The organism is Novosphingobium album (ex Hu et al. 2023) (genome assembly GCF_022832385.1).
Lineage (GTDB): Bacteria > Pseudomonadota > Alphaproteobacteria > Sphingomonadales > Sphingomonadaceae > Novosphingobium > Novosphingobium album.
In genome coordinates this window covers 176,620-197,474 of the sequence record NZ_JALHLE010000009.1, presented here as the reverse complement: position 1 = coordinate 197,474, position 20,855 = coordinate 176,620, and the positions used below count along the sequence as shown (strand labels likewise).

Here is a 20,855-nt window from a genome sequence, read left to right as displayed (position 1 = left end):
AAGGGTGTCAGGCGAATTGAGCCTGGTATCGATACATTTGCGAAGGTTCCGGTTGAAATACAGCGTTGTTCTGCGATGCTGGGTCTAGGGTCAGGACCCATTATTCACGCCATCGAGGCGCCCGAATGGCGAACATATCGGACCAAATTGTCCGCCGGGAAGGCTGGTTGCCTTTCCCAGGGCGATTTGGTTCGAGATGGAAGCCATCCGGGCGTCCCGCGGGGATTTGACCAAAATGACCCACCGCCGCGTCGAGAAGTCTTGAAATATTGACATATTCCTTTGCCTTCTCTCCTTGCGCTGAGCCATTTTGCCTCAAACCTCGATGGCGTGAATAATGGGTCCTGACCCTAGGGGTGTCGAAAATATGACAGTATCTTGGCAGATATACCCAGAGAAGTGGGCATTATATGTGTCGTACCTGGTCTATGTTTGTGCTTTTTTACTATTCATTGCACTATGGCCTGGTGAATTTGGGCTGGATGACGCCTACATCACGCTGAGCAATGCCCGAACGATTTTAACAGGTGGCGATAGCGTCTATGGTGCGTCACCGTTACTGGGCGCTACCAGTGCAGTTCACCTTGCTGTCGTTACATTTTTCGGTCTGTTCTTGCCGCTGCCACAAGCGTCGGTAGTGGTCAGTGCTCTGTCCGTGATCCTTTACGGGGCTGGCTTGAAAGCGCTTGCCGAGGCCGCCGGATGCCGAGGTTGGCAGACTGCAGTAATTGTCTTTGTCGGCCTTTGCGTCGGGTATCAGTCGTTTCAATATTTCAATGGCCTGGAAACCGGGCTTGCCATGGCGTCGGTCGCCTGGGCGCTGGTGCTTGCAGATAGCCGATACCTTCCATTGCTGTGCGGAATTATTCCGTTCGTTCGTCCCGAACTGGCATTTCTTGCCGCCCCGCTGTTCTTTCGGCGTCTTTATATCGTCCGGGATTGGCAGTGGAGCATTGGTCTCGCCATAGCTGCAGCCTTTCCCTTCGCTCTTTGGTATTTTCTCGAAACCGGCGTTCCCTTTCCGAATACTGGTGAGGCAAAGATGGCGTTCTTCGCTGAAATCCACCTGCCCCTGTTAGTGCGCTTGAAGTTAGCGGCGTTGGCGATAGGCGGCTCTTTGTTGATTGTACTTGCCCTGGGTATTCCGAAGTTGCCTCGAATTCCTGCTGGATGGTGCGTTGCGGTGTTCCTCGTCCTTTGGCTGGGAATGGCTGCGGTGACGTTGCCGAGCCTGCTCACGCACAATTTCTATCGCTACCTCGCGCCGGTCGTGCCTGCACTTTGCTACCCTCTGGCAGCCAAGATAGCCTGCAATGATGCTCCCTCGCGGCTCATTGCCATAATATCCGTGATCTGGACGGCCGTTTCGCTGACTGTTGCTGTTCCGCATATCTCTGAAGAAGCGGAATTTTACAGCACGGAGGGACGAGCCGCGGCAAAGTTCGTTCGTGATCGCATTCCGGCGGGATCGACAGTCCTGATCCACGATGCCGGACTGGTAGCGTGGTTTTTGCCGCCCTCGCATCTGGTCGATGTCGTTGGTCTCAAGACGCCGGAAAGCACTGCCTACCACAAGCGATATACCCGCCACGCATGTCAGTGGGGAAAGGCGCTCGATGGGATCGCGCGGGACAGTGGGGCCACTTACCTCGTGGGCCTGCAGGGGATCTGGTTATGGGAATGCGTGGCGGCAAACTTGAAGCAGCAAGGCTGGGAATTGGCAATAGTTCGCGCGCCTAATGGAAAAGGGTATGTTGTCTATCGGATAATTAGGTCTTAAATACCCAGATCGTACAATTAAGGGATTTGGTGTGATAATGAAATTTTATAAGATCAGTTGCGGTGTTGTGAGGTGGCGAAAAATTTAATTTCATCGTATAAAGATCGGCTGTTTATATGTTTGACTTGTTTGGGTTGACCCTTTTTTTGCAAATCAAGAAGGAGGCAGTCGGGCTTGTTGGCGGGGCGATCTTCCTAGGGTCGTGGGTCCTCCAGGCATGGGAATCGCGGAAGGCTGGAGTACCGGTCGTGTCGCTGCGATTTTTCCTGCTTCGTGCTTTTGCATCTGCCTTGCTGGCATTGGAAGCAGTTCGAATGCAATCGCTCTCAGTAACCTTTGTTATGGGGGCTACCACGCTTTTGATGCTGTATAATGCGAGCCTGATCCTCACAAAACGCTGAGTACTGCGGTGTGTCGGGCCAACAAGGTGGTAGAATCCGGGAGCGGTAGACTGACTGCTCGGCCGTCGAAACGGCGGGCGGGCATGCCGGACGCATCAATAGCATTCCGGTATCGCTGTCGGTTGGTGTCGTCGATCACAATGATCCCACCCTCAGTTAGATGCGGAATGCAGGCCTGTAAGCAGGCTTCACGAGCGCGCCCATCAATGATGACGACATCAAACGGCTTTGTCTCATCATTAATGGAGTGTACAAAATTATCGAAATACAGTTCCTCGAAACCCGCTTTGTGAGAAGTGATCGTTCCGTCTTGCTGCGCTTCAATTAGACGTAGTCGTACATTGCTATAAGCCGTGAGTTCTTTCGATAAATTGGCGTACCACTTCGGATCAGTTTCGATTGAAACTACTTCGTCGCAGCGCTGTGCTAGCCAAAGTGTGCTGGCCCCGCTGCCATACTCGAAAACGCGCTTGCGAGGCCCTGAGGTAAGATAGCGATCGACCGCGGATATTGCGCTAAAGGTCCACCATGGTAGACCGAGGCGCTTCATGTCGTGAAAGTCGTAAATCGCGAACAATGAGCGAATCCACGTGGCGCGTTCTGAGGGTGAAGCCTCAAGGCGAGTTAGAATGCCCGCAGATTCCAGCGGTATCCGTAGCGTCCTGATTCCCACTAGATAAGCTTGACGAAGCAAATGCCCTGCTCCCAATGGACCTACTCCTTGCTACGATGAACTACTTTCACGGCATATTTGTCTTTTTCCGTTATTCGCGCACCGCGAACCAATTCCGCGATCAACCCAGTTCCAAGAAACTGCACGCCAGTGACAATTAGGAGGATTCCGATTTGCAGTAATGGGCGATTTCCGATCGGCCCCATGCCAAGAAACCAGAGTGAGATGAGATACATAACTGAACAAAAGCCCAGTATGAAAAGGGGTAAGCCGATAAGGGCGAAGAAATGTAGTGGTCGAGCTCCGTATCGAGTCTGCAGCAAGACTGTCATCAGGTCGAGCAGGCCTTTTATGAACCTGTTCCACCCATATTTTGACTTTCCAAAGGCTCTGGGGCGGTGCTCGACTTTAATTTCCGTGACCTCGAAGCCCGAGGCGCTCAGTAGAGCTGGGGTAAAGCGGTGCAATTCGCCGTACAGGTGCAAGTGCTGCAAAGTTTCATGCCGGTAGGCTTTGAATCCGCAATTGATATCATGTATTGATATACCGAGTGTTCGCGAGGTGATCAGGTTAAAAACCTTGGAAGGCAGCGTCTTGTCTAACGGATCATTGCGAACTTGCTTCCAGCCGCTCACAAGGTCGGCACCGTTTTCAATTGCTTCTAGAAAGTGGGGAATTTCTTTCGGATTGTCCTGTAAATCTGCATCCATCGTTATTACGATCTTGCCGCTTGCGATTTGAAACCCAGCAGATAACGCCGCTGCTTTGCCGAAGTTCCGGCGGAAACTAATCAGAACGACCTTGGAGTCCTTCTCTGCGATGGATTCGGCAACATCGCTGCCGATGTCTGTGCTGCCATCATTGACAAGAATTATTTCGTAGGTTTTTTTAAGACTGGAAAGAACACTAGTGATTTCCGTGTGAAGCTGTTCTAGGGTTTCGGCCTCATTCAGGAAGGGAATAACCACAGAGATGTCGATGTCGATATCGGAACTGCTCTTGGGTGCTACGTCCTGAAACAATCCGGTTTGTATCACACTGTGCCCTTTCCAGCGTTGTCCGGGTCAAGGAAATTTTAGACAGTTCGATCGCTGTTCGTAAACTCATGCAAACAACTGAAACAGAGCCCTCAGGACTGCATTCAACACGCGGTGGTGTCAATCTGCCGCTAGTTTGTTTCCTCGTTTTGATTTTCGTTGCTGCCTGCGGCTTCTGGACGATTTACGAACCGTTCGGGCGCGATCAAGGAATCCATGCGACAATCGCATACGCTTTGCGCAATGGTTACCCGACCTACAGAGAGGTTTATAATGTAAAGCCGCCGCTGACGACAGGTGTTTACTATTTATCAGAAGCCCTGTTCGGCCATAGCGAGGGTTCGATCCGCTGGCTCGATCTGCTCGTGGTCGCGATCACTTGTTGCTGCTTGGCGAGGCTGTTGGCTTTGCTCAGATTTGGTCGCAGCGCGGTTTTGCTTTCTCCACTAGTGTTTGTAGCCCATTATTACTCCCTCGATTTTTGGACACGGGCGCAAACAGACGGTTGGGCGGCGTTTCTATGTGTCTTCTCCCTATTTTGGATGGTTATGGGATGGCGTCGGCGGCAATGGCACTGGTTCTTTCTTTCCGGTTGCGCGTTAGGATTGGCCTTTGCCATGAAATACACCGTGGCGGGGCTCGGGTTGACGATTTTTCTGCCTTTGCTGGTGCGCGATGACCCTGTGCATTTCACATTCGGTGGCTTCGCCACTTTCATTGCTGGCGGCTTAGCCGCACTAGGTGTGATAGTTGCTGTTTTGGTGGCGTCGGGTTCCTTGATCCCGTTCTTGGAAATCCAGCAGTTTGTGTACGGGTATACCACCCTCTGGCGACTACCTTGGTGGGAACTGGCGCATAAAATCCTTATACCGCTGCAATCTGCTCCCTTCACGTCGCTGGTTATCGCTGCATCCGTTTCACTGCTGCTCTACCGTCTCGTGCGTGGCTCCAGAAGGTTGACTGACTGGTTATTCGCCATCTGGTCGGGCACTGCGTTGTTGTCTTACTGGGTGCAAGCCAAAGGCTTTAGCTACCAATTGTTGCCGTTCCTTCTCGCGGCCTCGGCTAGCACTGCGTTGACGTGGGAGTTTTTTTCCGGGTTCGTAACATTGAGGTTCAATCGCGACGCGTTGACTCGGATCACTGCGGCGCTTGCTGTTTCGATCGGAGTTCAACCCTTGGAGCAGTCCGTTCCTGCAGCAGTGAGCCTTTTGTACCATCGGAAGCCGAATCTGCCTGCGATGCATTTCCAGTCCGCAGGCTTCTCAACTCAGCGTAACGCTCAGGCCGCGCGCCGATTGGCGGGATTGATAACCCGGAACGACACGCTGTTCGTTTGGGGGTATGAGACCCTCCTATATTATTTGAGCGATCGGCCGCCAATGTACCGTTACCCTTATTCTTGGCCTTTTGTAGTTAGTTATTACGATGAGCGATATACGGACGATCTATTGAGGCGCCTAAAAGGCAATCCACCTGATGTTTTTGTTGTCGAATATGATGATGCAGCGCCTTGGGTTACAGGCGAACTTCGCGATTCGCGTCAGATGTTAGGAGAGTTTCCGGGGCTCAAATCATTTCTTATGGCATCTTATGTCAAAGCGGACGAGGTTGAAGGCTTCGAAATCTGGCGACGAAAAAGATGATCTTTGGTGCGCCTGGCCGATCACGCCGAAAGTGCGGAAACGATTGAAGACGTGTAGGCACACGAGGCGCCGAATAGGGTTTCCGGCGCTATCTGGTTTTCGCGCTCTACTAGGGTCTGGTCTGCTCTCCTGAGTATACTGCAGAGCGGGGCTGCAGAAAAAATATCAAAATAAAGATTCCCCAGCCCTGCGCGATCCCGGGATCGTGCAAGCCGTGGTCGAGGAAGCAGCCAGACTGCCATCCGTCGATGTCGCCAGAATTGCGGAACAGCTGCGCACCTGTTTGGAGACGCTTGAATGAACCAGATCGCAGAGGCCTTGCATGTGCAGCCAGATCTGAAGGTAGATGCGCAGTATGGTCCCATGCTCAATGGCCGCTGGGTCCCGGCACCGCGCTATGTCCTGCGACGTGATCGCGTGCTTGCGGCGAGTTTGGACTTACCGCCCGGAAGGGTTCTGGAAATAGGCTGCGGATCGGGAGCGCTCCTGCGTGAATTCGCACAGCGAGGCCACCTTTGTTACGGGGTGGAGACGTCTGAAGAGGCGCGTCAGCTCGCTGGCGAAATGCTTGAGGCTTTTCCAACGGCCCAAATTGTGTCAGCGATCGATGCTGACACTCCAGCGGATTTCGATCTGGTGATTGCCTGCGAGGTGCTGGAGCACATCCACGAGGATGCGGAAGCCCTGGCGCAATGGGTACAGTGTCTGCGGCCAGGCGGCCGTCTTATTCTTTCGGTTCCGGCGCATATGCAGATGTGGGGTGTCCGCGACGTTTGGGCCGGTCATGTCCGTCGCTACAGTCGGGCCGGGCTTGTTGGACTTGCCACAAGTTGCGGTCTGAAAGTGCAGCGGATCGAGTGCTATGGCTTCCCGCTCGTGAATTGCACCAACGTCATCGCCAATTGGTCGGTCAGGGACAAAGGCCTTGCAGGCGGTGCCGCCAGCCAGCGGCAGGCTACGGCTGAGAGCGGTATAGATCGCTCTGTGCATTTGAAGCATTTTGGCCTCCAGACGTCTTTGCTGGGACGGCTTGTGATGAAAACCGGATGCCTCGCCCAAAGGGCGTTCCTGTCAACCAACTGGGGCGAAGGGTTTATTGTGATCGCAGAACGCCCTTGAGGGCCCTCTTCGAAAGATATCGAGCACAAAAATTTTCCCAAAACGCGTCAGGGCGGACCAAGGCCGGACCCAAACGCGAACGCCCTTTCACAGCTAACCGGCGGCGTTCCCTGTCAAAGTATCTTTAGGCTCAGGATCTGTAATTGCGGAGCTAGACGGTGTGATCCCTGAGTTTGGCAATGGACGCGATGGCCAAATCATTATCCCGGCTTTGCTCACAGCCTTATCCACAGATCGGCAAGTGCTGCACAAAATGACCGGTAAGTTCAACACGCTAGGCTGGCCGATGCGCTAACGAATTGCGAGTGTTCGTAGCGCCAGGGTGCATTGCCAACACTGTGCAACTGCAGCATAACGTCAATTGAAAGAATCAATACACAAGATATGCGGAAAACTTCACGCAGGATTGATCAAGTAATTTAATTTCTTTCGCTCGAAAATTTGTCCTATGGCATTGGAGCGTTACGATTATGAGTAATTTTTTGATACTCAGCCTCGACAAGATATTTATATCTAGTCTATCTATCGCCCTTGAGGATGGCGGTTTTAAAGTAATTGGCGCCGCTGAAAGTCTTTTCGAAATCAATGATTTCGCGACACTCAGAGACTGTATTGCGATATTTGATTGCCCAGATGCGGGAAATCAATTTGAAGTGTTGAAGGAAATTAGATCGCAGTTCCCCTCTGTTCGCGTCGTTGTATTTTCAAGCTCGTTTCATCTAGAATTAACGACTGAGTGCCTTGCCCATGGAGCCAGTGGCTATCTTCTCAGGTCCCTGGAGGCTTCCGTCTTAGTTGAAGCATTGCGCTTGATCGCCCAGGGTGAAACGGCACCACCATCCCGACTGAAGGAAGTGATGGCGACGAATCCGATTAGAATGCCATCCTCCCGCGAGGCGGCTAAGGACCATAAGAAAAGGGGTCTTTTGCCGCGCCAATGGGGAATGTTTCATCACTGGAGGGAAGGCAATTCGAACAACGATATCATTGCGCGCGCGCTCCACGCGTGCGAGGCAACAGTGAAGGTTCACGTGCATAATATCCTTCATAAGTTGCACGCATACAGCCGTGCACAAGCCGCGATCCGGGCAAGTTCGAATGGGCCCGAAGGGCCATCCGCGCACCCCTGAATTTCAACTGGCTGCTGCCCTCAGGGAATTTATGGAACCTTGCCGAGAAGAGTGCATTCACCCAGCGAAGGACTGGTCGAAATGTTTTTGGCTGGCATCCAGAAATGGCCCCTGACAATCGGCAGTGCGCGCTCTCATTTTTGGGAGTTTGGCCCTTTGAATGTGTCTCTGGACTAAGGGAAGGCACGTGGAACCTATACGAGCGCAGATTTCAGGCTTCGCAGAGCCGCATGACAGCCGGGAACGCGTACGCCGAAAAATCCGCTTAAGCGTACCAATGGCCAATTCCGAGTCATGGACAGACGCCCTCATCCACGACCTGTCAGAGACAGGTCTTATGATTGAATGTGCAATACCATTGGAAGTTGGCGAGCTAATCAACTTCAATCTTCCGGGAGCAGAAGCCGTCGAAGCCCGCATCATTTGGAAACGCGACAACCGTCACGGCTGCGAATTTCTTGCCCCTATTTCCAAAGCAGTTGTCAGTGCCGCACTGCTTCAAGCAAGCACCGGATCGTTCAGCGCCCTCAATGTGCCCAGCATCGACGAACTGCCGGTAGGGCGACACCCCAGCCTTGATGAAGTTGCCGCGTGGAAATCACAGTTTGATCAGACAAAGAGCATAAATGGTTATAAATTGATTGGCTTTCGGCAGGATTCCAAAGGCTTTGTCTTTGCCATTGTCACAAAGGCAAATTGAACAGTTCGCTAGCCACCATTGCGACGAAGTTGCCGAGCCTTTCGCTCGTACTTAATTGCTTGTTCGCGTAGGCGCCGCGCCAAGTCGGCATCATCGATCGCATCGGCTTTTCGCCGGGCTACGCGTGCAAGTTGCTCATAGTAGATCGAGTCGCGATCCTCATCCATAGTTTGTCAAATAAATGACATGGGGTGGCATGACGACAAGAACGTGCGAAGTGTTCCCTTGCAGGACGCTCCTGGAAAGGGGGGGTCGGCTACATTGAATTGGGCTGCGTCCTCACCGCCCCGCTCTGAATTTGCGCACGGTGCGTTCGATAATTTGCATGCATCGCCCCGGATCGTGCTAGCTTGCCTCTGACGACTCGGATCGGTCAGCTGAACCCCCGCCGCCGAGTGTCCCTTGGAGCCCGCTGGCAGCCAGTTCCGCACAACTTTGCCAGCGGGCTCACCCCTTCAGGGTCAAATGTGTAGCGCGCGTATTTTCCGCTTGGATGTTTGGATTGACCTGTTGGGTGTGTGTTCGGCGCACTTGCCCATGCATGTTTCGCACTTGCGAGAAAGTGCCGCGCCGCACAATATAGTGCTGCCTTTCAGGCATCCTCTCCCAAAAACTTCTGAACCCGGCTGGAAACAGTCGGGTTTCTATTTGCGTGTTGCCTTTGCGGATGAGTCGGCATTGCTGCATTGCAATGACGGCTATAAATTCCCTGTCCGGATTCGGTAACATTGCGCTTCAATGAGGGGGAAGTCATGGCTGACGGACAAATCGCCACCGATCGCAGCGTGGAATATTTTCCCGGAGCAATCCAATCGACGACCGTCACGGATGAGTTGAGCCGGATCCTGTCGATGCTGCAGTCACGTTGCCCTCGTGGCGCGCTGATCAGTTTCGACTTCGATGGCAAGTTGCATGTCCACATAGACCTTCGAAGCCGCGAGGACGTAAACGTAGTGGAAGCGCTGCTGCCAACGCTTGGACCTGGTCTGTTCCACACCTTCAGTCGCCACAGCACGCCACATCGTCCGTTCTTTCATCGGATCAGCGCGCGGGTCGAGTGCTAGGTCACCCGGGCCAAATGGCGCTTCAGCTGGCGGATTTCGGTATCCTTGAAGTCATCGCCTGGCACCACCTTGCTTGCGGGCGCGGATTACGGAATCGGTCAAAGCCATTTTGGGGGCCTTTCAAGTCGGGGCTTTCAAAAGGCCCCCAAATTTGTCCGGCTACAGGCCAACAAAGGCGGTCATCAGCGGCAAGGCCGATGTCATTTTTCGCAGATTTTCGGGATTTTTTCAACCTTTCGCGGGCTTTCGCGAACAGGGAAATGGTGCCGCTTACAGGACTCGAACCTGTGGCCCCATCATTACGAAAGCAAGGATAGGGCGGCTGGAACACGAGGATTTGTACGGGCTTCGGGGCAATTGGGAAGGTGATTTTGGGTTTAACCCATGCCCTTCCCAAGTTGCGCTATAGCCCGGCCAAGGGCGTTTCCTATGGAAGGCAGTTTGGCAGGATCGAGTCCGGAATCTCGACCCGTGCCGGACCCGTTTTTGAGGCACATAGGGAAATATAATCTTACAAAATGTACTATTTTAACGGTAGGGGCCATCAGATTGTTCGAGTAATTCAGCAAAGTTATGCTTTATATGTTAAGTTTATGAAGGTCCCTGAGAACGTCGTCTCGTTCACTTAGGCTGTCGCGACGATGGACTATTGATTTCTGTGCGTGCGAAGTGGAACGAAAAATCGCCGAGAGAATGCCCATTACTGGAGAGACTACCGCTGCGGCTACTGCCGCAAAAAGTACACTAATTATCAGCGCAATTATGATAAGAAAAATTGCGCCTATTGCGCTCGAGTCCAATATTTCCGGGAGAGAGAGGGCCATGGTAATCAAAAATACGATTCCACCCGCGATAAACCCTGATTCCAATCCAAATAGCGTATTATCACCTTCTTGTTTTTTGTTCTTGAGTTTTGATGTTTCAAGGGCGTTTGCCTTATTTTGTAGGCCGTTCTTTGCTCTCGTGATGGCTGTGTTGCACTGCTCGACTAAATTTTTTGTCGATGCCTTTAATTCAAGGAGTGTAGTTACCGGGGCGTTAGGTACTTTGCTAATTTGGTCCTCAAGATTGTTGATAGCAGAATCATCTGTCTCAAATTGATGTGAAACTAAAATTTTCCACTTAGATCTTAAATCACGAATATTTATATTATTATAATTCGACTGGCATTCGTGGATTAGGTGTCTTCTATGATCTTCAATCCATCGTTCTAGCGAATTTTTGTGACTTAGAAAATCTGGATCGGCGCCCGCGCGCAATCCATAATTTGGATCGCCTTGTAGTGCTGCTTTAAAAAAACCTTCGGCTTGATTTTCTGCTCCTAAGTGAAGGAGGGCTTTTGCCATCAAGTAGTTTGTATGTAAGTTATGTTGGTCTATTCTCAGGGATTGCTTCAAGTAATTTTCTGATCCGGCTGCGTCTCCAGCGCAATACGAAGCCCACCCGGCCATTTGAAGGCCTCTGGCGACACCGCCGTTGTCGACGTGCTCGGCATATCTAGATGAAGTTTTAAAATCCTCTATCGCTTGACTTAAATCCACGACGCTTGGATCGAAATTGTGTTCGTTTCCTAAGTGTATCAGTCCGCGAAGGTAGTGGAATCGATGTTCCAATTTGTAGCCAGGACGATCTCCGTGCCCAAAAATAGCACGATCAATGTAGTCTAGCGCATCAATAAAAAGTCGCCGCCTAAAGGAATCACGTGCGATTTCGAATTGCTCAAAGGCCCAAGTTTGGTCGGGCGTTTTGGCAATTGCAATCAATTGGCTAATGCCTTCGTCGAGTCGTCCTAATTGGAGGCTGATTTGGGAAAAGCCGGTATCGCAAATCGCTGCAAGATGATCGACTGAATGCCGAATGCCAACTAAATCTAATGATAACTGATCAAATCCAGAATTTATATCGTCCCGGATGGACGCGGTATTTTTATTTAGCGTGCCTATAATATCTGAATTATTTTGTTCTATAGCTCTAATGTTTTGTTTCGATAAAAATTCATTTGATGTGACAATTTTACGTATATCGTTGCTGACCATTAAGTGTAGTCGGTCAAAATGACTCTTTTTTTCAAGGTATTTAAGATAGTCAAATCCCGGGCGAGTTTGATAAAATAGGCCGCCATAGACGTCAGTGACCATCGTGGTGTTCCCCCGGTTAGTTATCCAGCATCAAACTACCACGTTCAGTCGAAGTCAAGGCCATCGGAGTTTATCGAAATTTGCTGGTGTCAGGACCCATTACTCGGGCCATCAAGGTTTGAAGCAAAATAGCTCAACGCAAGGAGAGAAGCCGTATGATTATTTCGATATTTCAAGGATTATCGACGTGTTGATGGGCTATTCCTCTCCTCCTGCAGAATTTGGGTGCCATTTTCCGCTCGCATCATTTCTGCGCAGAGGCGGAAGAGATTTTAAAAAGAATCCCCGGACCTGCGCGGCTGGAGGGCCAGGCAAGTCCGGGGGTGAGAGGTGTTAGGTTGTCATGTCGGCGTCATGCACCCGGTAGCGCCGGTCAGTGTCACGATGCCAATGGTGCCGCTTCGGATCAGGTCCGGCCAGATCGTGTAGCAGCTTGCCAACATGCTTGCGATCAAATCCCAAACGCCCGATTTCCAGCAGGATCACAGGGCCTAGGTCGATGCCGAGCCTGATGCATTCGCCGATCAACAGGATGACCCGGTCATGCTTGCTGATCGCCGGGTCGAGGCAGGAATTGAGGTGTTGCAGGTCCTCGTTCGGTGCGATGCTCATACCATGCCTCCCTGCATCTTGGCCGCCCCGGCCTCGACGGCGGCGAGCAGCGTGTCGTTGGCAAGGTGGGCGTAGCGCATCGTACTCTGGTGATCGGCATGCCCGAGGATCTTGCCGACCGCATAGAGATCGACCCCGCTGTTGACCATGAAGCTTGCAGCAGAGTGCCGAAGGTCATGGATGCGCAGATCGGGCAGACCAGCCGCTATACGTGCCGTGTTCCAGCCGTGCTTGATGTTGTCGAAAGGTTCGCGTGTTTCCGGGTTTGGCACCAACCACGGGCAGTCCGGGTATCGAGGCAGTGCCGCGATTTCATCGAGGGCGGCTTGCGAGAGCGGGACATATCGAGCCTTGCCGGTCTTGCTGTCCGGGATCAGCCAGGCCTTGCGCTCGACGTCGACGTTTTCCCATCGGGCGTCCAGCAACTCACGCTTGCGCGCGCCGGTGAGGATAAGCAGGTGCACGATCGGGCGCAGCAGGGGGTTTAAGGATGCTGCGCAGGCATCGAGCAGGCGCTTGGCCTCGTTCGGCGTCAGGAACCGTTCGCGCTTGTTGTCGTAGCGAGGCCGTTCGACCGCCTGGACAGGGTTGCGTTCCGAACCGGGCAGGCCCCACTTTGCGGCGAGCACGTAGGAACGGTTCAGCGTGACCCTGATCTTGTCGACCGAGGACATGGCGAGAGTCTTGCGCAGTTCGGCTAGGTGCTTGGCGATGGCCTGCGGGGTGACGTCGTTGATCCGGAGCTTGCCGAAGCGGGGGATGAGATACTTGCGGATGATAGCTTCGGTGTTCTCCGGCCGTCGTTGATAGGTGTGCGCGTGATCGATGTGCTGCTGGGCAAGGATGGCGTAGGTCGGGATCGCCTTGCGTTCGGCCTTCTCGGCGGCTGGATTTCCGCCCAGAACCGTTTGTGACCGCAGTTCCTTGGCCTTCTTCTTGGCAACGTCGAAGGATACGTCGCTATATCGTCCGATCTTGATTTGCGCGGCCTTACCCGCCGGATTGGTATAATAGAACCAGTAGGTCTTCTCACCGGAGGAGCGGACCTCGATCCCGAAGCCGGTCTGTTCGGTGCATCGGAAGACTTCCTTGCGTTTGCCCGGTTCGCACTCGACGATGCGGCATAGGGCAGATGTAAGTTTGAGTTTAGCCATCTCTGGCTTCCTTTCTGTAGGCGTGTTGATGATGGGGCCGCTGAGCCCCGCCGAGCGGGCGCATGGGGGCAGTGCCGGACAGCCGGGTTTCGGCTGCCAGCGGGGCCACAGCGGCAAAGTTTGGGGAATTGTGGGGTGCCCCCAGGCCCCTGTTTTGGGGGCAATCAGGGGCGGTGCGTCAGGTCTGCAGTTTCGCAGTTTCGCAGTTTTGAGGTCCCAGCGTGGTCGGGTGAGCAGGGCGCAAACCTGAAATCCTGCGATCCTGCAAAGCTGGGTCAGTCAGCGGCTGGTGGGGCCTCCACTTCAGGCCGAGGCAGGGGCATGTAGACCTTCGCGCCGCGCCCCTTGACCGCGTAGGTCCAGTGATGCCGCTTTGGATCGACGCCAGTGTAGGCTTCGAGAACTCTCAGGACGCGCCGTTCGCTGACCTGGATGCGGCGGGAAACGGCCTTGGCGAGCTGCATCTTCTTGTCGGTGCCCTTGCCGATCACGACCTTTACCGCCTCGATTACGTCAGCATCTTCGCGTTCCATCTCGACGTGCTCGAACTCATCAAGCAAGTCGGGATGGACCTCCTGCACCGAAACCAGCCGCTCCTCGTAGGAAATGCCGTCCTCTGCCGCATAGCGATACGCCGTTCGCTCGATGCCGCTGCCCCGCCGCTTGATGGCATCGAACCGGACAACTCGATCAGTCTTGCTGTCCGCATTCTCGATCGGGGTCATGATGTAGGCGGCGTCGAAATCCTGAAGGATGTCGGCGGTGCCGGTGTAGGTCAGTTTCCCGGTTGCCGTCGCGTTCTTGTTGGTGTGCGCGAAAGCAAGCACGGTCCCACCGCTCATTACGAAGAGGCGGCAGGTGTCGGCGAAGGCAGTGGACTGGGCCTTGTTCATCAGGTCGGCAAACTTCTTGAGCGTGTCGATGACGATGAAGATGCCCTTTGCCGTACCCTCCTGGACAGCCCGGCGCATGTGTTCGCTAAGCTTCGAACATTCGAATCCCCGATGGCCGGGGGCGAGGGTATGGACGCCCAAGTCGTCCATCAGACACATCTTCGTGGCAAAACCGGCGCTGCTGTCATCGGCATTGATGTAGAAGACATTGCCCGGCTGGATGCGCTTTGCTTGAACAGCTTCCCCCAACAGGCTCAGGCCGATGAGGGTTTTGCCGACGTTCGGCGGCGCATACCAGATTGTCGCTTGTCCGGAGAAACAGACGTTCCCTAGCAATGGCTCTGCTAACACTGCATTGGCTTCGAACTCGCTGGCCTTGCCTCGAAGGCTGAAGGCCGACAGTGAGGTAGTCTGGCAAGGTGGCGGCAGACGTTCAACGAGCCTGCTTGCTGGCGTCAGTTCCGGCAGGTCGGTAATCGTCTTGGCCCTGACCTTGTCGCCTATCGTGCGGTCATCGGGTAGGATGAGGCAGTCTCCGGGCCGGAGCAGCTTACAGCCAAGTGGCAGGTCGCTATCGGCAACGGGTGTCAGGTCAGCAGCGAAGCGATAGGTGCTGTAACGGGTTCCATCCCGGCTGAAGATCATGGCTGGCGGGCCCGGCAAGTTGGCCAGGAGACGACGGAATGCATCGTCGTCGGCTGGGCCAGATATGATCAGTACGCCTTCCGGTACTGTAACGGCCGCTTGTTCTGGGTCTTTGGCAAAGCCCAGGTTTTCCCAGATATCGGCTTCAGCTTGCGCCTTCGGAACGTTGATGTTGGCAGCGATGGCTGGTGGTATTGGATTTGGGATTGGTGCCTGTGGTGTCTCCACGGCGGCCTCCTTGTTCTTGTTATGTTTTATAAGGTGGGGCAGGTTGAAGCCTGCCCCGTTTTCCGTTTAGGCTGGCCCAAAGCGGATGGTGCCGTAATCGTCGACTTCAAAGATGCGGGTTGGCCAGCCGACGTACTTGTCTAGGATGTGAGCGACGTTGAGCATCGCTCTGTCGCCGGAAAGAAGATGGGCTTGCTCGACGATCTTAAAGGGCGTGTCGTAACCGGCGTGCAGTAACGCGCAAAGGAGAGAGAAGGCAGGCATTTCGTCGTTGCTAATCCCGAAGCCGCGGACGTCCGGGCCTTCGCGGTAGCGGAAAGCGGTCGTGTGGTTCTCGGTGCGGACGTCGTTCGTAAGTTTCATTGTGTGTTGTTTCCTTGGTTTGGGCTTCCCACGTTGTGGGTTAAAGGATAAGGAAACCAACATACTGATATTATGAGATATAGATTAATACAAAAGTTCTATATATGTTCCATAGAAGTCTGGCATTTTGCAGACTGGAGTTGGGCCTCAATGCTGCTGACGCAACCTCCAGATGCTTCGCGATGGCCTGTGAGGTTACATCGTCGATCCCCGCGTTTGCCAAGCGAAGGGATCCCCTTGTTGTCTCTATGGTAGGGAGGAAGGTGGGGCAGGTTGATGCCTGCCCCGGTTGGCTATTTAACGTCCAGCGTGGCAATATTTGATCGTGAGGTCGAGGGTGCCGTCTTCATTTGTGGGCCAAAGTGCCACCGGTCCATCGCCATATTGGCGAAGCACATGCGCGACATCGAGCATCATCGCGTCGCCCGAAAGCTGCCGGGTTTTGGAGATAATTTGGTAGGGTGTCTTAAAGCCCGAGTGCCAGAGAGCGCAGATCATCGTGAAGGCGGGGAACGCATATACAGGGATATGCTCCTCCCACCCGCGATTGCGCTTTTCGGTGCGGTTGAGCCGAGATTTTCTGGGGGTTTCTTGGGAAGGGTCGTGCTGGGTCTTCATGTTCGTTTCCTTGGTTCATTCGTGCCTTGAGGCTCCCCGCGTTGTGGGTTAATGGATAAGTTTACCAAAACACTGATATTATGGACTATATGTGAATATTAAAGTTCATTATATGTTCCATTATTGTCAGGTGTTTTTGCCCACTGGAGTTGGATCTGAATGTTGCTAACGCTTCGCCAAATGAAATCTGGCGCAACCCCACACATCCTTTTGGACAAGAAGGTGTCGGGCAAATTTTACCGTGAGCAGGTGAAATCTAAAGTAACAAAAGGATTTCACATCAATAAGACAGGTAGGCTGCTCGAACTGCATTTCGTTTCCAAGATGGAAGGGCTTGGGCAGGTTGTCGGGCATCTTTCTTTCACTGAGTTCGAGATATTCCAGATGGCGAAATGGTCTCGCCGTGGGAAATCCGACGAAGAGTTTTTGGAGGCGATCATGAAGCAGGACTGAGCTGCAGGTTCGCAGGTTCGCAGGTTCGCAGGTTTGCGGCCCCCAGCCGAATGCAGGGTGTGGTGGGAAACTGCGAAACTGAAAATCTGTCGGGAGCGAGGGGCGCTGTGACGGCATCCCCTCGCCCCTTGGCAGGTGGCCTATGGTTTTGACCGGTGCTTCTCGATAGCAGCAAAGGCCACGAGTGCGGCTGACAGTATGAGTGTCGGCACGGGGTATCGCCCAAGTGCCCCAAGGTAGAGCAGGCCTACGATGAAGCCGAGGGTCTGTCGTGGATTGGCCACCAGTGCCAGTAGGACTAAGGCCAGGATACCGAGGATGGCAATCTTCAACGCGGCTGCCGCTACTGCCAGCGCCAAGATGCCGATGATCAGGAAGCCCGCGACCTTCATGGGCGTACCTCCGGGCCAATATATTTAGTGTCTCCGGCAAGCAGCTCGGGCTTGAGCAGCGGGCGCAAGGGTTCGGCCCGCGAGGCGGGATCATGCAGTGACAGCATGCGTGTTTCCTTTCTGGATATGAAAAAAGCGCCGGTGAGACGCTGCAAAATGTGTTCAAGAGGGGCCGGAAAGCCCTATTGGTTGATGCTGGTTGGCTCGCTGCCGATCAGGTTTCGCTGTCGTGGGCGACTGCGGCAAAGGCCCGTTCGCAAGCCGTCAGCAACCTTGGTTCCGTGGCGCTGTCGATGGGTACGTACAGCACCATGCCGTAACCATCATCGGACAGGATGAACGTGACTTCGTACCAGCCGCCCTGTCTGGCGATGATCTCGACGGGCTGGATGAAGGAACCGGCTTCGTCGAGCAGGGGGCGGTTCAGAACTGCCTCGATCGCTTCCAGCGTGTCGTGCGGCTGGATGATGGCGAACATGGCAAGTTCGGACAGGTCAAAGTCGGTGTACGCTGCCAGCCGCTCAACTTGGGCTTTCAGCAGGACCTGGACTTCGCTGTCTTCGAGGACCGCCGAAGCATCGGCCATTTCCTCATGGGTGTGGATAAGAAGCATGTGTCTGTCTTCCAATAAAAAAGGCCCCCGGAGTTGATCCGAGAGCCTTGAGTGGGTGGGATTGATGCGGGTCAGTGGAACAGAAGCGGCAGCATGAAGATGAACCTGCCTATGAGGGCCAAAGCGAGGAGGCTGCCGATGATGAGCAGCAGGGCGGCGATGACCTTGGCGATCATCTGTTCGCCCTCATTCCAGCGGCTTGGGTTCCTTCGTTGGTTATGGCGAGACGCAACAAGGCCACCGCCGTGCGGATGATGTGCATGGGATCTTCCCCCTTATGTTGGGATGGATCTCGGCCGGAGATCAGCGGGAAGAGGGCCGGAGTGGCGCTTTTCTTATAAGATGGGCGAATTTCCGCAATCGCGCGCAGTGCAATCGGGCACAAAACTGCACTGTGGCAGGAAACATTCGCTCACATAAATTCTATACGTTTTAAGTATAATATGTATTAATCGCGCAAGGCATGGTTGCGATATAGAGCCTTCATATCTTCGCAATTTACAATTGCTGAAGCAGATCCAGCATTCCATTGTGAATTTTCATAATATACTATTATGCTCTGCCTTCCAGCATACCCGCCCATCCTATTTTTCGCATTGAAAACGGCGCACGCCCCCCTTATGCCATTTAGTGGCGCGTACATGTATACTTTATCGATTATCAATGAATTTGGATCGATCATTTTTTTCCTTATTGCCGCGACAATTGGCGCGCTCTCACCTGCATTGACTGGGCGCATGCTGGGAAGCGGCGCTATTTTAGGCATAATTATATATAGATTTCGCTGAGCATCATTTATTTGAGCGGGCGTGACGCCTGTTGAAAGTAAGGAATTTTCGAGCTTATCAGATGAATACACTAAATCTTGAGAAACATATTCCCCTTTTGAACGCGAATATTCTAATATATATCTACTCAAAACTAGACTCATAATCAATTTGTGACGCCCTTCGCCCGACCGGCCCGCAGATGTAGCTTCTGAGCCTTCACGAGTTATTTTCATCATTACATCTAATAGCTCATCTTGCGTGCGACTATCACCAACAACGGACCTCCATTCCGCAGGCGAAAATATCTCGGATTCCTGAGAAAAAGCGATGTTGCTGGCTAAAAATGTCGTCAAAGCAATGCTGATGACTAGGCAGCGAGATCGTTTGGACCGCATCATATTTCGCCCTTCAGAAATGTAATCGCCGGATTGCTTAACCAGCGTACCTTTTCATACCGCACATTAGAAATCACTTTTGGAGGCTGATTCGGCAACAAATTTTTCCACCGCGCTGTCATAAGTGACAAGTACCGTTCGCGTATTTGACGAATGAAGGGAGACTAGAGCGTGCTTTGCACAAAACCTTGCTGAAAGCGCTTAAACCTCAACCCAGGCCAGCCCCAAGCGCAAAGCCCCTCTCGCCGCCAACCGGCGGAGTTCCCTGTCAAAGTATCTTTAGGAAGGTGGTGCCGCTTACAGGACTCGAACCTGTGGCCCCATCATTACGAAAGCAAGGATAGGGCGGCTGGAGCGCGAGGATTTGTGCGGGTTTCGAGGTAAAGGGGAGGGCGTTTTCCGGTTAGACCCAGACCCTTCCCAAGTTGCGCCATAGCCTGGTCAGGGGCGTTTCCTACGGAAAGCACTTTGGTAGGAAAGATTCCGGAAAAGTGACCCGTGCGGGACCCGTTCGGCTGTATCTCCGTTCTGAGAAGGAATGGCAGCATTGGGCCATTGTCGCTATCCGGAGAGCCGAACTACGGCGACATCCACTTACACAACATTACGTAGCAAATCGCTCAATGGCATGTTGAAGGATAGAGCCGCCACTGAATTCGTCAGCGTCGCTGCCTTTTGCACAATGTTCCTGCGAAATTTCCCCGGCGCCATTCCAAACCACTTGCGAAACGACCGGCCGAAGCTGGATCTGTCGCCAAACCCCAGCTTTACCGCCACATTGTCCAGACTGAGAGCCGGATTATTGATCAGTTCGGCAGCGAGGTTTCGCCGTTCCTGTTCCACAAGATCAAAGAAGGTCGTACCCTCGTTCGCAAGGCTGCGGATGATCGTCCGAGGACTGACCCCTTCTGTCGCAGCGATTTTCTTGAGGCGCGGGGCTTTTCCATCCTTCAAAATCGAATGCACGATTTGCTCGCGAATTCGGGTGCTGAAAGACATAGCATGTCGCGTCGATGAAAGGTGCCTGAAGCTTTCCTGCACCTGCACCCACAAGGCTGGATCGTGCTCGGGATTTTCAAGTGTGGCAAGTTGAAGCGGGATCAGCAGCCGGTTGACGTCAGCCTCTGCCGACACCGCGCAGTTCACCCCGGACCATAGTTCAGCCGACAACTGCGAACCGGAAAGTGTCAACTCGAGCTGTGTTGAACTGACCCGGTCTGCAATAATCGCCTCGGTGACTTTATAGAGCGTGAGTGCTGCCAGAGGCATCAGAAAATCAGCCAGTTGCCCCAAGTCCAGCTTGGGTTGCACCTGGACTTCGATGTGCACTCCAGTGCACCGGATCACCAGTTCCATGTAAGGGTGGTTATTGTTACTCGCCTGGCAAAGCACTGTCATTGCCTCGCCCAGGCACGGCGCGCTGACATACAGTAGCGCGGCCCGTGGCCCGAGCGCGGGCCTGGGATGCTGGATTACGCGATGGAATGCGTTTGCGGCGCCCATGTGAGCGAGCACGTTTGCCGTGATCAACAAATCGTCTGCCGCCGAAATGGAGGGGGGCAGCGGTTGTCCCCGGACCACTGTCGTTTCGTTTATCAACCATGCGGGGGCATTGAGCCATCTCGAAAGGTGAAGCCAGATGCCGGTAGAGACCTGCTGGTGTGCGGCACTTCCCAGAGCTTCGATGGCCCGCCAGGCATCTGCGTGAAATGGCGATGGCCTCTCCAGGCCTTCCGCTTCGCGATCGACATGAGAGACCCTGCAAGACGCGGTTGGTGCATGCGCGGCCAAATCAGGCACTCCTTGAACGGGCCGGGCGGAAACCAAGTAGTCCGCAAGACCGCATTACCGGCATATTGAGCCTGATCCATGTCGCGCCAGAGCCGGTTAACCGCTGGGCCAGCTGCATGCATAAGGCCACGAAAAGGCATGTTGATCCAAGTTAACTCAATGTCACCATTTGCACATCTCATGTCAATATTTGTCGATAGCCTCCAATCGCAAACTCTTGCACTTTCGTGAAAAATAAAG

Annotated in this window: 19 protein-coding genes and 1 pseudogene; 8 read left to right on the top strand and 12 right to left on the bottom strand. The window is 53.5% G+C overall.

From position 1 onward, the window contains the following. Positions 1-412 precede the first annotated feature (412 nt). Entirely contained in the window at positions 413-1,780 is a 1,368-nt protein-coding gene (locus MTR64_RS08550; RefSeq protein WP_243992793.1) for a hypothetical protein, read from the top strand. A gap of 116 nt (positions 1,781-1,896) precedes the next feature. Then, positions 1,897-2,181, top strand: a complete 285-nt coding sequence (locus MTR64_RS08545; protein WP_243992791.1) for a hypothetical protein — start codon at positions 1,897-1,899, stop codon at positions 2,179-2,181. On the opposite strand, the gene MTR64_RS08540 is transcribed toward MTR64_RS08545, so the two are convergent. Beyond that, the gene (locus MTR64_RS08540) at positions 2,168-2,758 is read right to left on the bottom strand and encodes a class I SAM-dependent methyltransferase (protein WP_243992789.1); all 591 of its coding nucleotides are present in this window, start codon (positions 2,756-2,758) and stop codon (positions 2,168-2,170) included. The two genes, MTR64_RS08545 and MTR64_RS08540, sit on opposite strands and share 14 nt — an antisense overlap. A 137-nt stretch (positions 2,759-2,895) precedes the next feature. Beyond that, positions 2,896-3,891 (bottom strand): glycosyltransferase family 2 protein, encoded by a 996-nt coding sequence (locus MTR64_RS08535; RefSeq protein WP_243992787.1) that lies wholly within the window; start codon positions 3,889-3,891, stop codon positions 2,896-2,898. 68 nt (positions 3,892-3,959) lie between these two features. On the opposite strand from MTR64_RS08535, the pseudogene MTR64_RS21555 reads away from it, so the two are divergent. The 5 genes and pseudogenes from MTR64_RS21555 to MTR64_RS08510 all read left to right on the top strand — a co-directional run. Then, positions 3,960-4,640, top strand: a pseudogene (locus MTR64_RS21555) (ArnT family glycosyltransferase); the annotation flags it as partial. A 1,194-nt stretch (positions 4,641-5,834) separates the two neighbouring features. Further along, positions 5,835-6,656 (top strand): class I SAM-dependent methyltransferase, encoded by an 822-nt coding sequence (locus MTR64_RS08525; protein ID WP_243992783.1) that lies wholly within the window; start codon positions 5,835-5,837, stop codon positions 6,654-6,656. A gap of 470 nt (positions 6,657-7,126) precedes the next feature. Continuing rightward, positions 7,127-7,786 carry a response regulator transcription factor gene (locus MTR64_RS08520; RefSeq protein WP_243992781.1) on the top strand — a complete coding sequence of 220 codons (660 nt, stop codon included), beginning with the start codon at positions 7,127-7,129 and terminating at the stop codon, positions 7,784-7,786. A 187-nt stretch (positions 7,787-7,973) separates the two neighbouring features. Then, positions 7,974-8,486, top strand: coding sequence for a PilZ domain-containing protein (locus MTR64_RS08515; RefSeq protein WP_243992779.1), 513 nt, complete (start codon positions 7,974-7,976; stop codon positions 8,484-8,486). Positions 8,487-9,238: 752 nt separating this feature from the next. Continuing rightward, positions 9,239-9,550: a hypothetical protein gene (locus tag MTR64_RS08510; RefSeq protein WP_243992777.1), complete on the top strand. Its 312-nt coding sequence runs from the start codon at positions 9,239-9,241 to the stop codon at positions 9,548-9,550. Positions 9,551-10,128: 578 nt separating this feature from the next. Here the strand turns inward: MTR64_RS08510 and MTR64_RS08505 are convergent. The 6 genes from MTR64_RS08505 to MTR64_RS08480 all read right to left on the bottom strand — a co-directional run bounded on the left by MTR64_RS08505 (position 10,129) and on the right by MTR64_RS08480 (position 16,201). Next, on the bottom strand, positions 10,129-11,688 hold the full coding sequence (locus MTR64_RS08505; protein WP_243992775.1) for a tetratricopeptide repeat protein: 1,560 nt from the start codon (positions 11,686-11,688) through the stop codon (positions 10,129-10,131). 333 nt (positions 11,689-12,021) lie between these two features. Beyond that, on the bottom strand, positions 12,022-12,300 hold the full coding sequence (locus MTR64_RS08500) for a hypothetical protein (RefSeq protein WP_243992773.1): 279 nt from the start codon (positions 12,298-12,300) through the stop codon (positions 12,022-12,024). Next, a complete protein-coding gene (locus MTR64_RS08495) occupies positions 12,297-13,454 on the bottom strand; it encodes a site-specific integrase (protein ID WP_243992771.1) in 1,158 nt (385 codons plus the stop codon). The genes MTR64_RS08500 and MTR64_RS08495 overlap by 4 nt, the downstream gene beginning before the upstream one ends. Before the next feature lie 275 nt (positions 13,455-13,729). Further along, the gene (locus tag MTR64_RS08490; protein WP_243992769.1) at positions 13,730-15,220 is read right to left on the bottom strand and encodes an AAA family ATPase; all 1,491 of its coding nucleotides are present in this window, start codon (positions 15,218-15,220) and stop codon (positions 13,730-13,732) included. A gap of 66 nt (positions 15,221-15,286) precedes the next feature. Further along, positions 15,287-15,583 carry a hypothetical protein gene (locus MTR64_RS08485; RefSeq protein WP_243992767.1) on the bottom strand — a complete coding sequence of 99 codons (297 nt, stop codon included), beginning with the start codon at positions 15,581-15,583 and terminating at the stop codon, positions 15,287-15,289. A 297-nt stretch (positions 15,584-15,880) separates the two neighbouring features. After that, positions 15,881-16,201 carry a hypothetical protein gene (locus MTR64_RS08480; RefSeq protein WP_243992765.1) on the bottom strand — a complete coding sequence of 107 codons (321 nt, stop codon included), beginning with the start codon at positions 16,199-16,201 and terminating at the stop codon, positions 15,881-15,883. A gap of 159 nt (positions 16,202-16,360) precedes the next feature. Here MTR64_RS08480 and MTR64_RS08475 point away from each other — a divergent pair, with 159 nt between their 5' ends. Beyond that, positions 16,361-16,654: a hypothetical protein gene (locus tag MTR64_RS08475; protein ID WP_243992763.1), complete on the top strand. Its 294-nt coding sequence runs from the start codon at positions 16,361-16,363 to the stop codon at positions 16,652-16,654. Positions 16,655-16,794: 140 nt separating this feature from the next. Here MTR64_RS08475 and MTR64_RS08470 read toward each other — a convergent pair whose 3' ends face one another. The 4 genes from MTR64_RS08470 to MTR64_RS08455 form a co-directional block, all read right to left on the bottom strand. After that, a complete protein-coding gene (locus MTR64_RS08470; RefSeq protein WP_243992761.1) occupies positions 16,795-17,046 on the bottom strand; it encodes a hypothetical protein in 252 nt (83 codons plus the stop codon). A 214-nt stretch (positions 17,047-17,260) separates the two neighbouring features. Further along, positions 17,261-17,659, bottom strand: coding sequence for a hypothetical protein (locus MTR64_RS08465; protein WP_243992760.1), 399 nt, complete (start codon positions 17,657-17,659; stop codon positions 17,261-17,263). 448 nt (positions 17,660-18,107) lie between these two features. Then, positions 18,108-18,827 carry a hypothetical protein gene (locus MTR64_RS08460; RefSeq protein WP_243992759.1) on the bottom strand — a complete coding sequence of 240 codons (720 nt, stop codon included), beginning with the start codon at positions 18,825-18,827 and terminating at the stop codon, positions 18,108-18,110. Between the two features lie 591 nt (positions 18,828-19,418). Then, positions 19,419-20,180: a helix-turn-helix transcriptional regulator gene (locus MTR64_RS08455; RefSeq protein WP_243992758.1), complete on the bottom strand. Its 762-nt coding sequence runs from the start codon at positions 20,178-20,180 to the stop codon at positions 19,419-19,421. Positions 20,181-20,855: the final 675 nt, after the last annotated feature.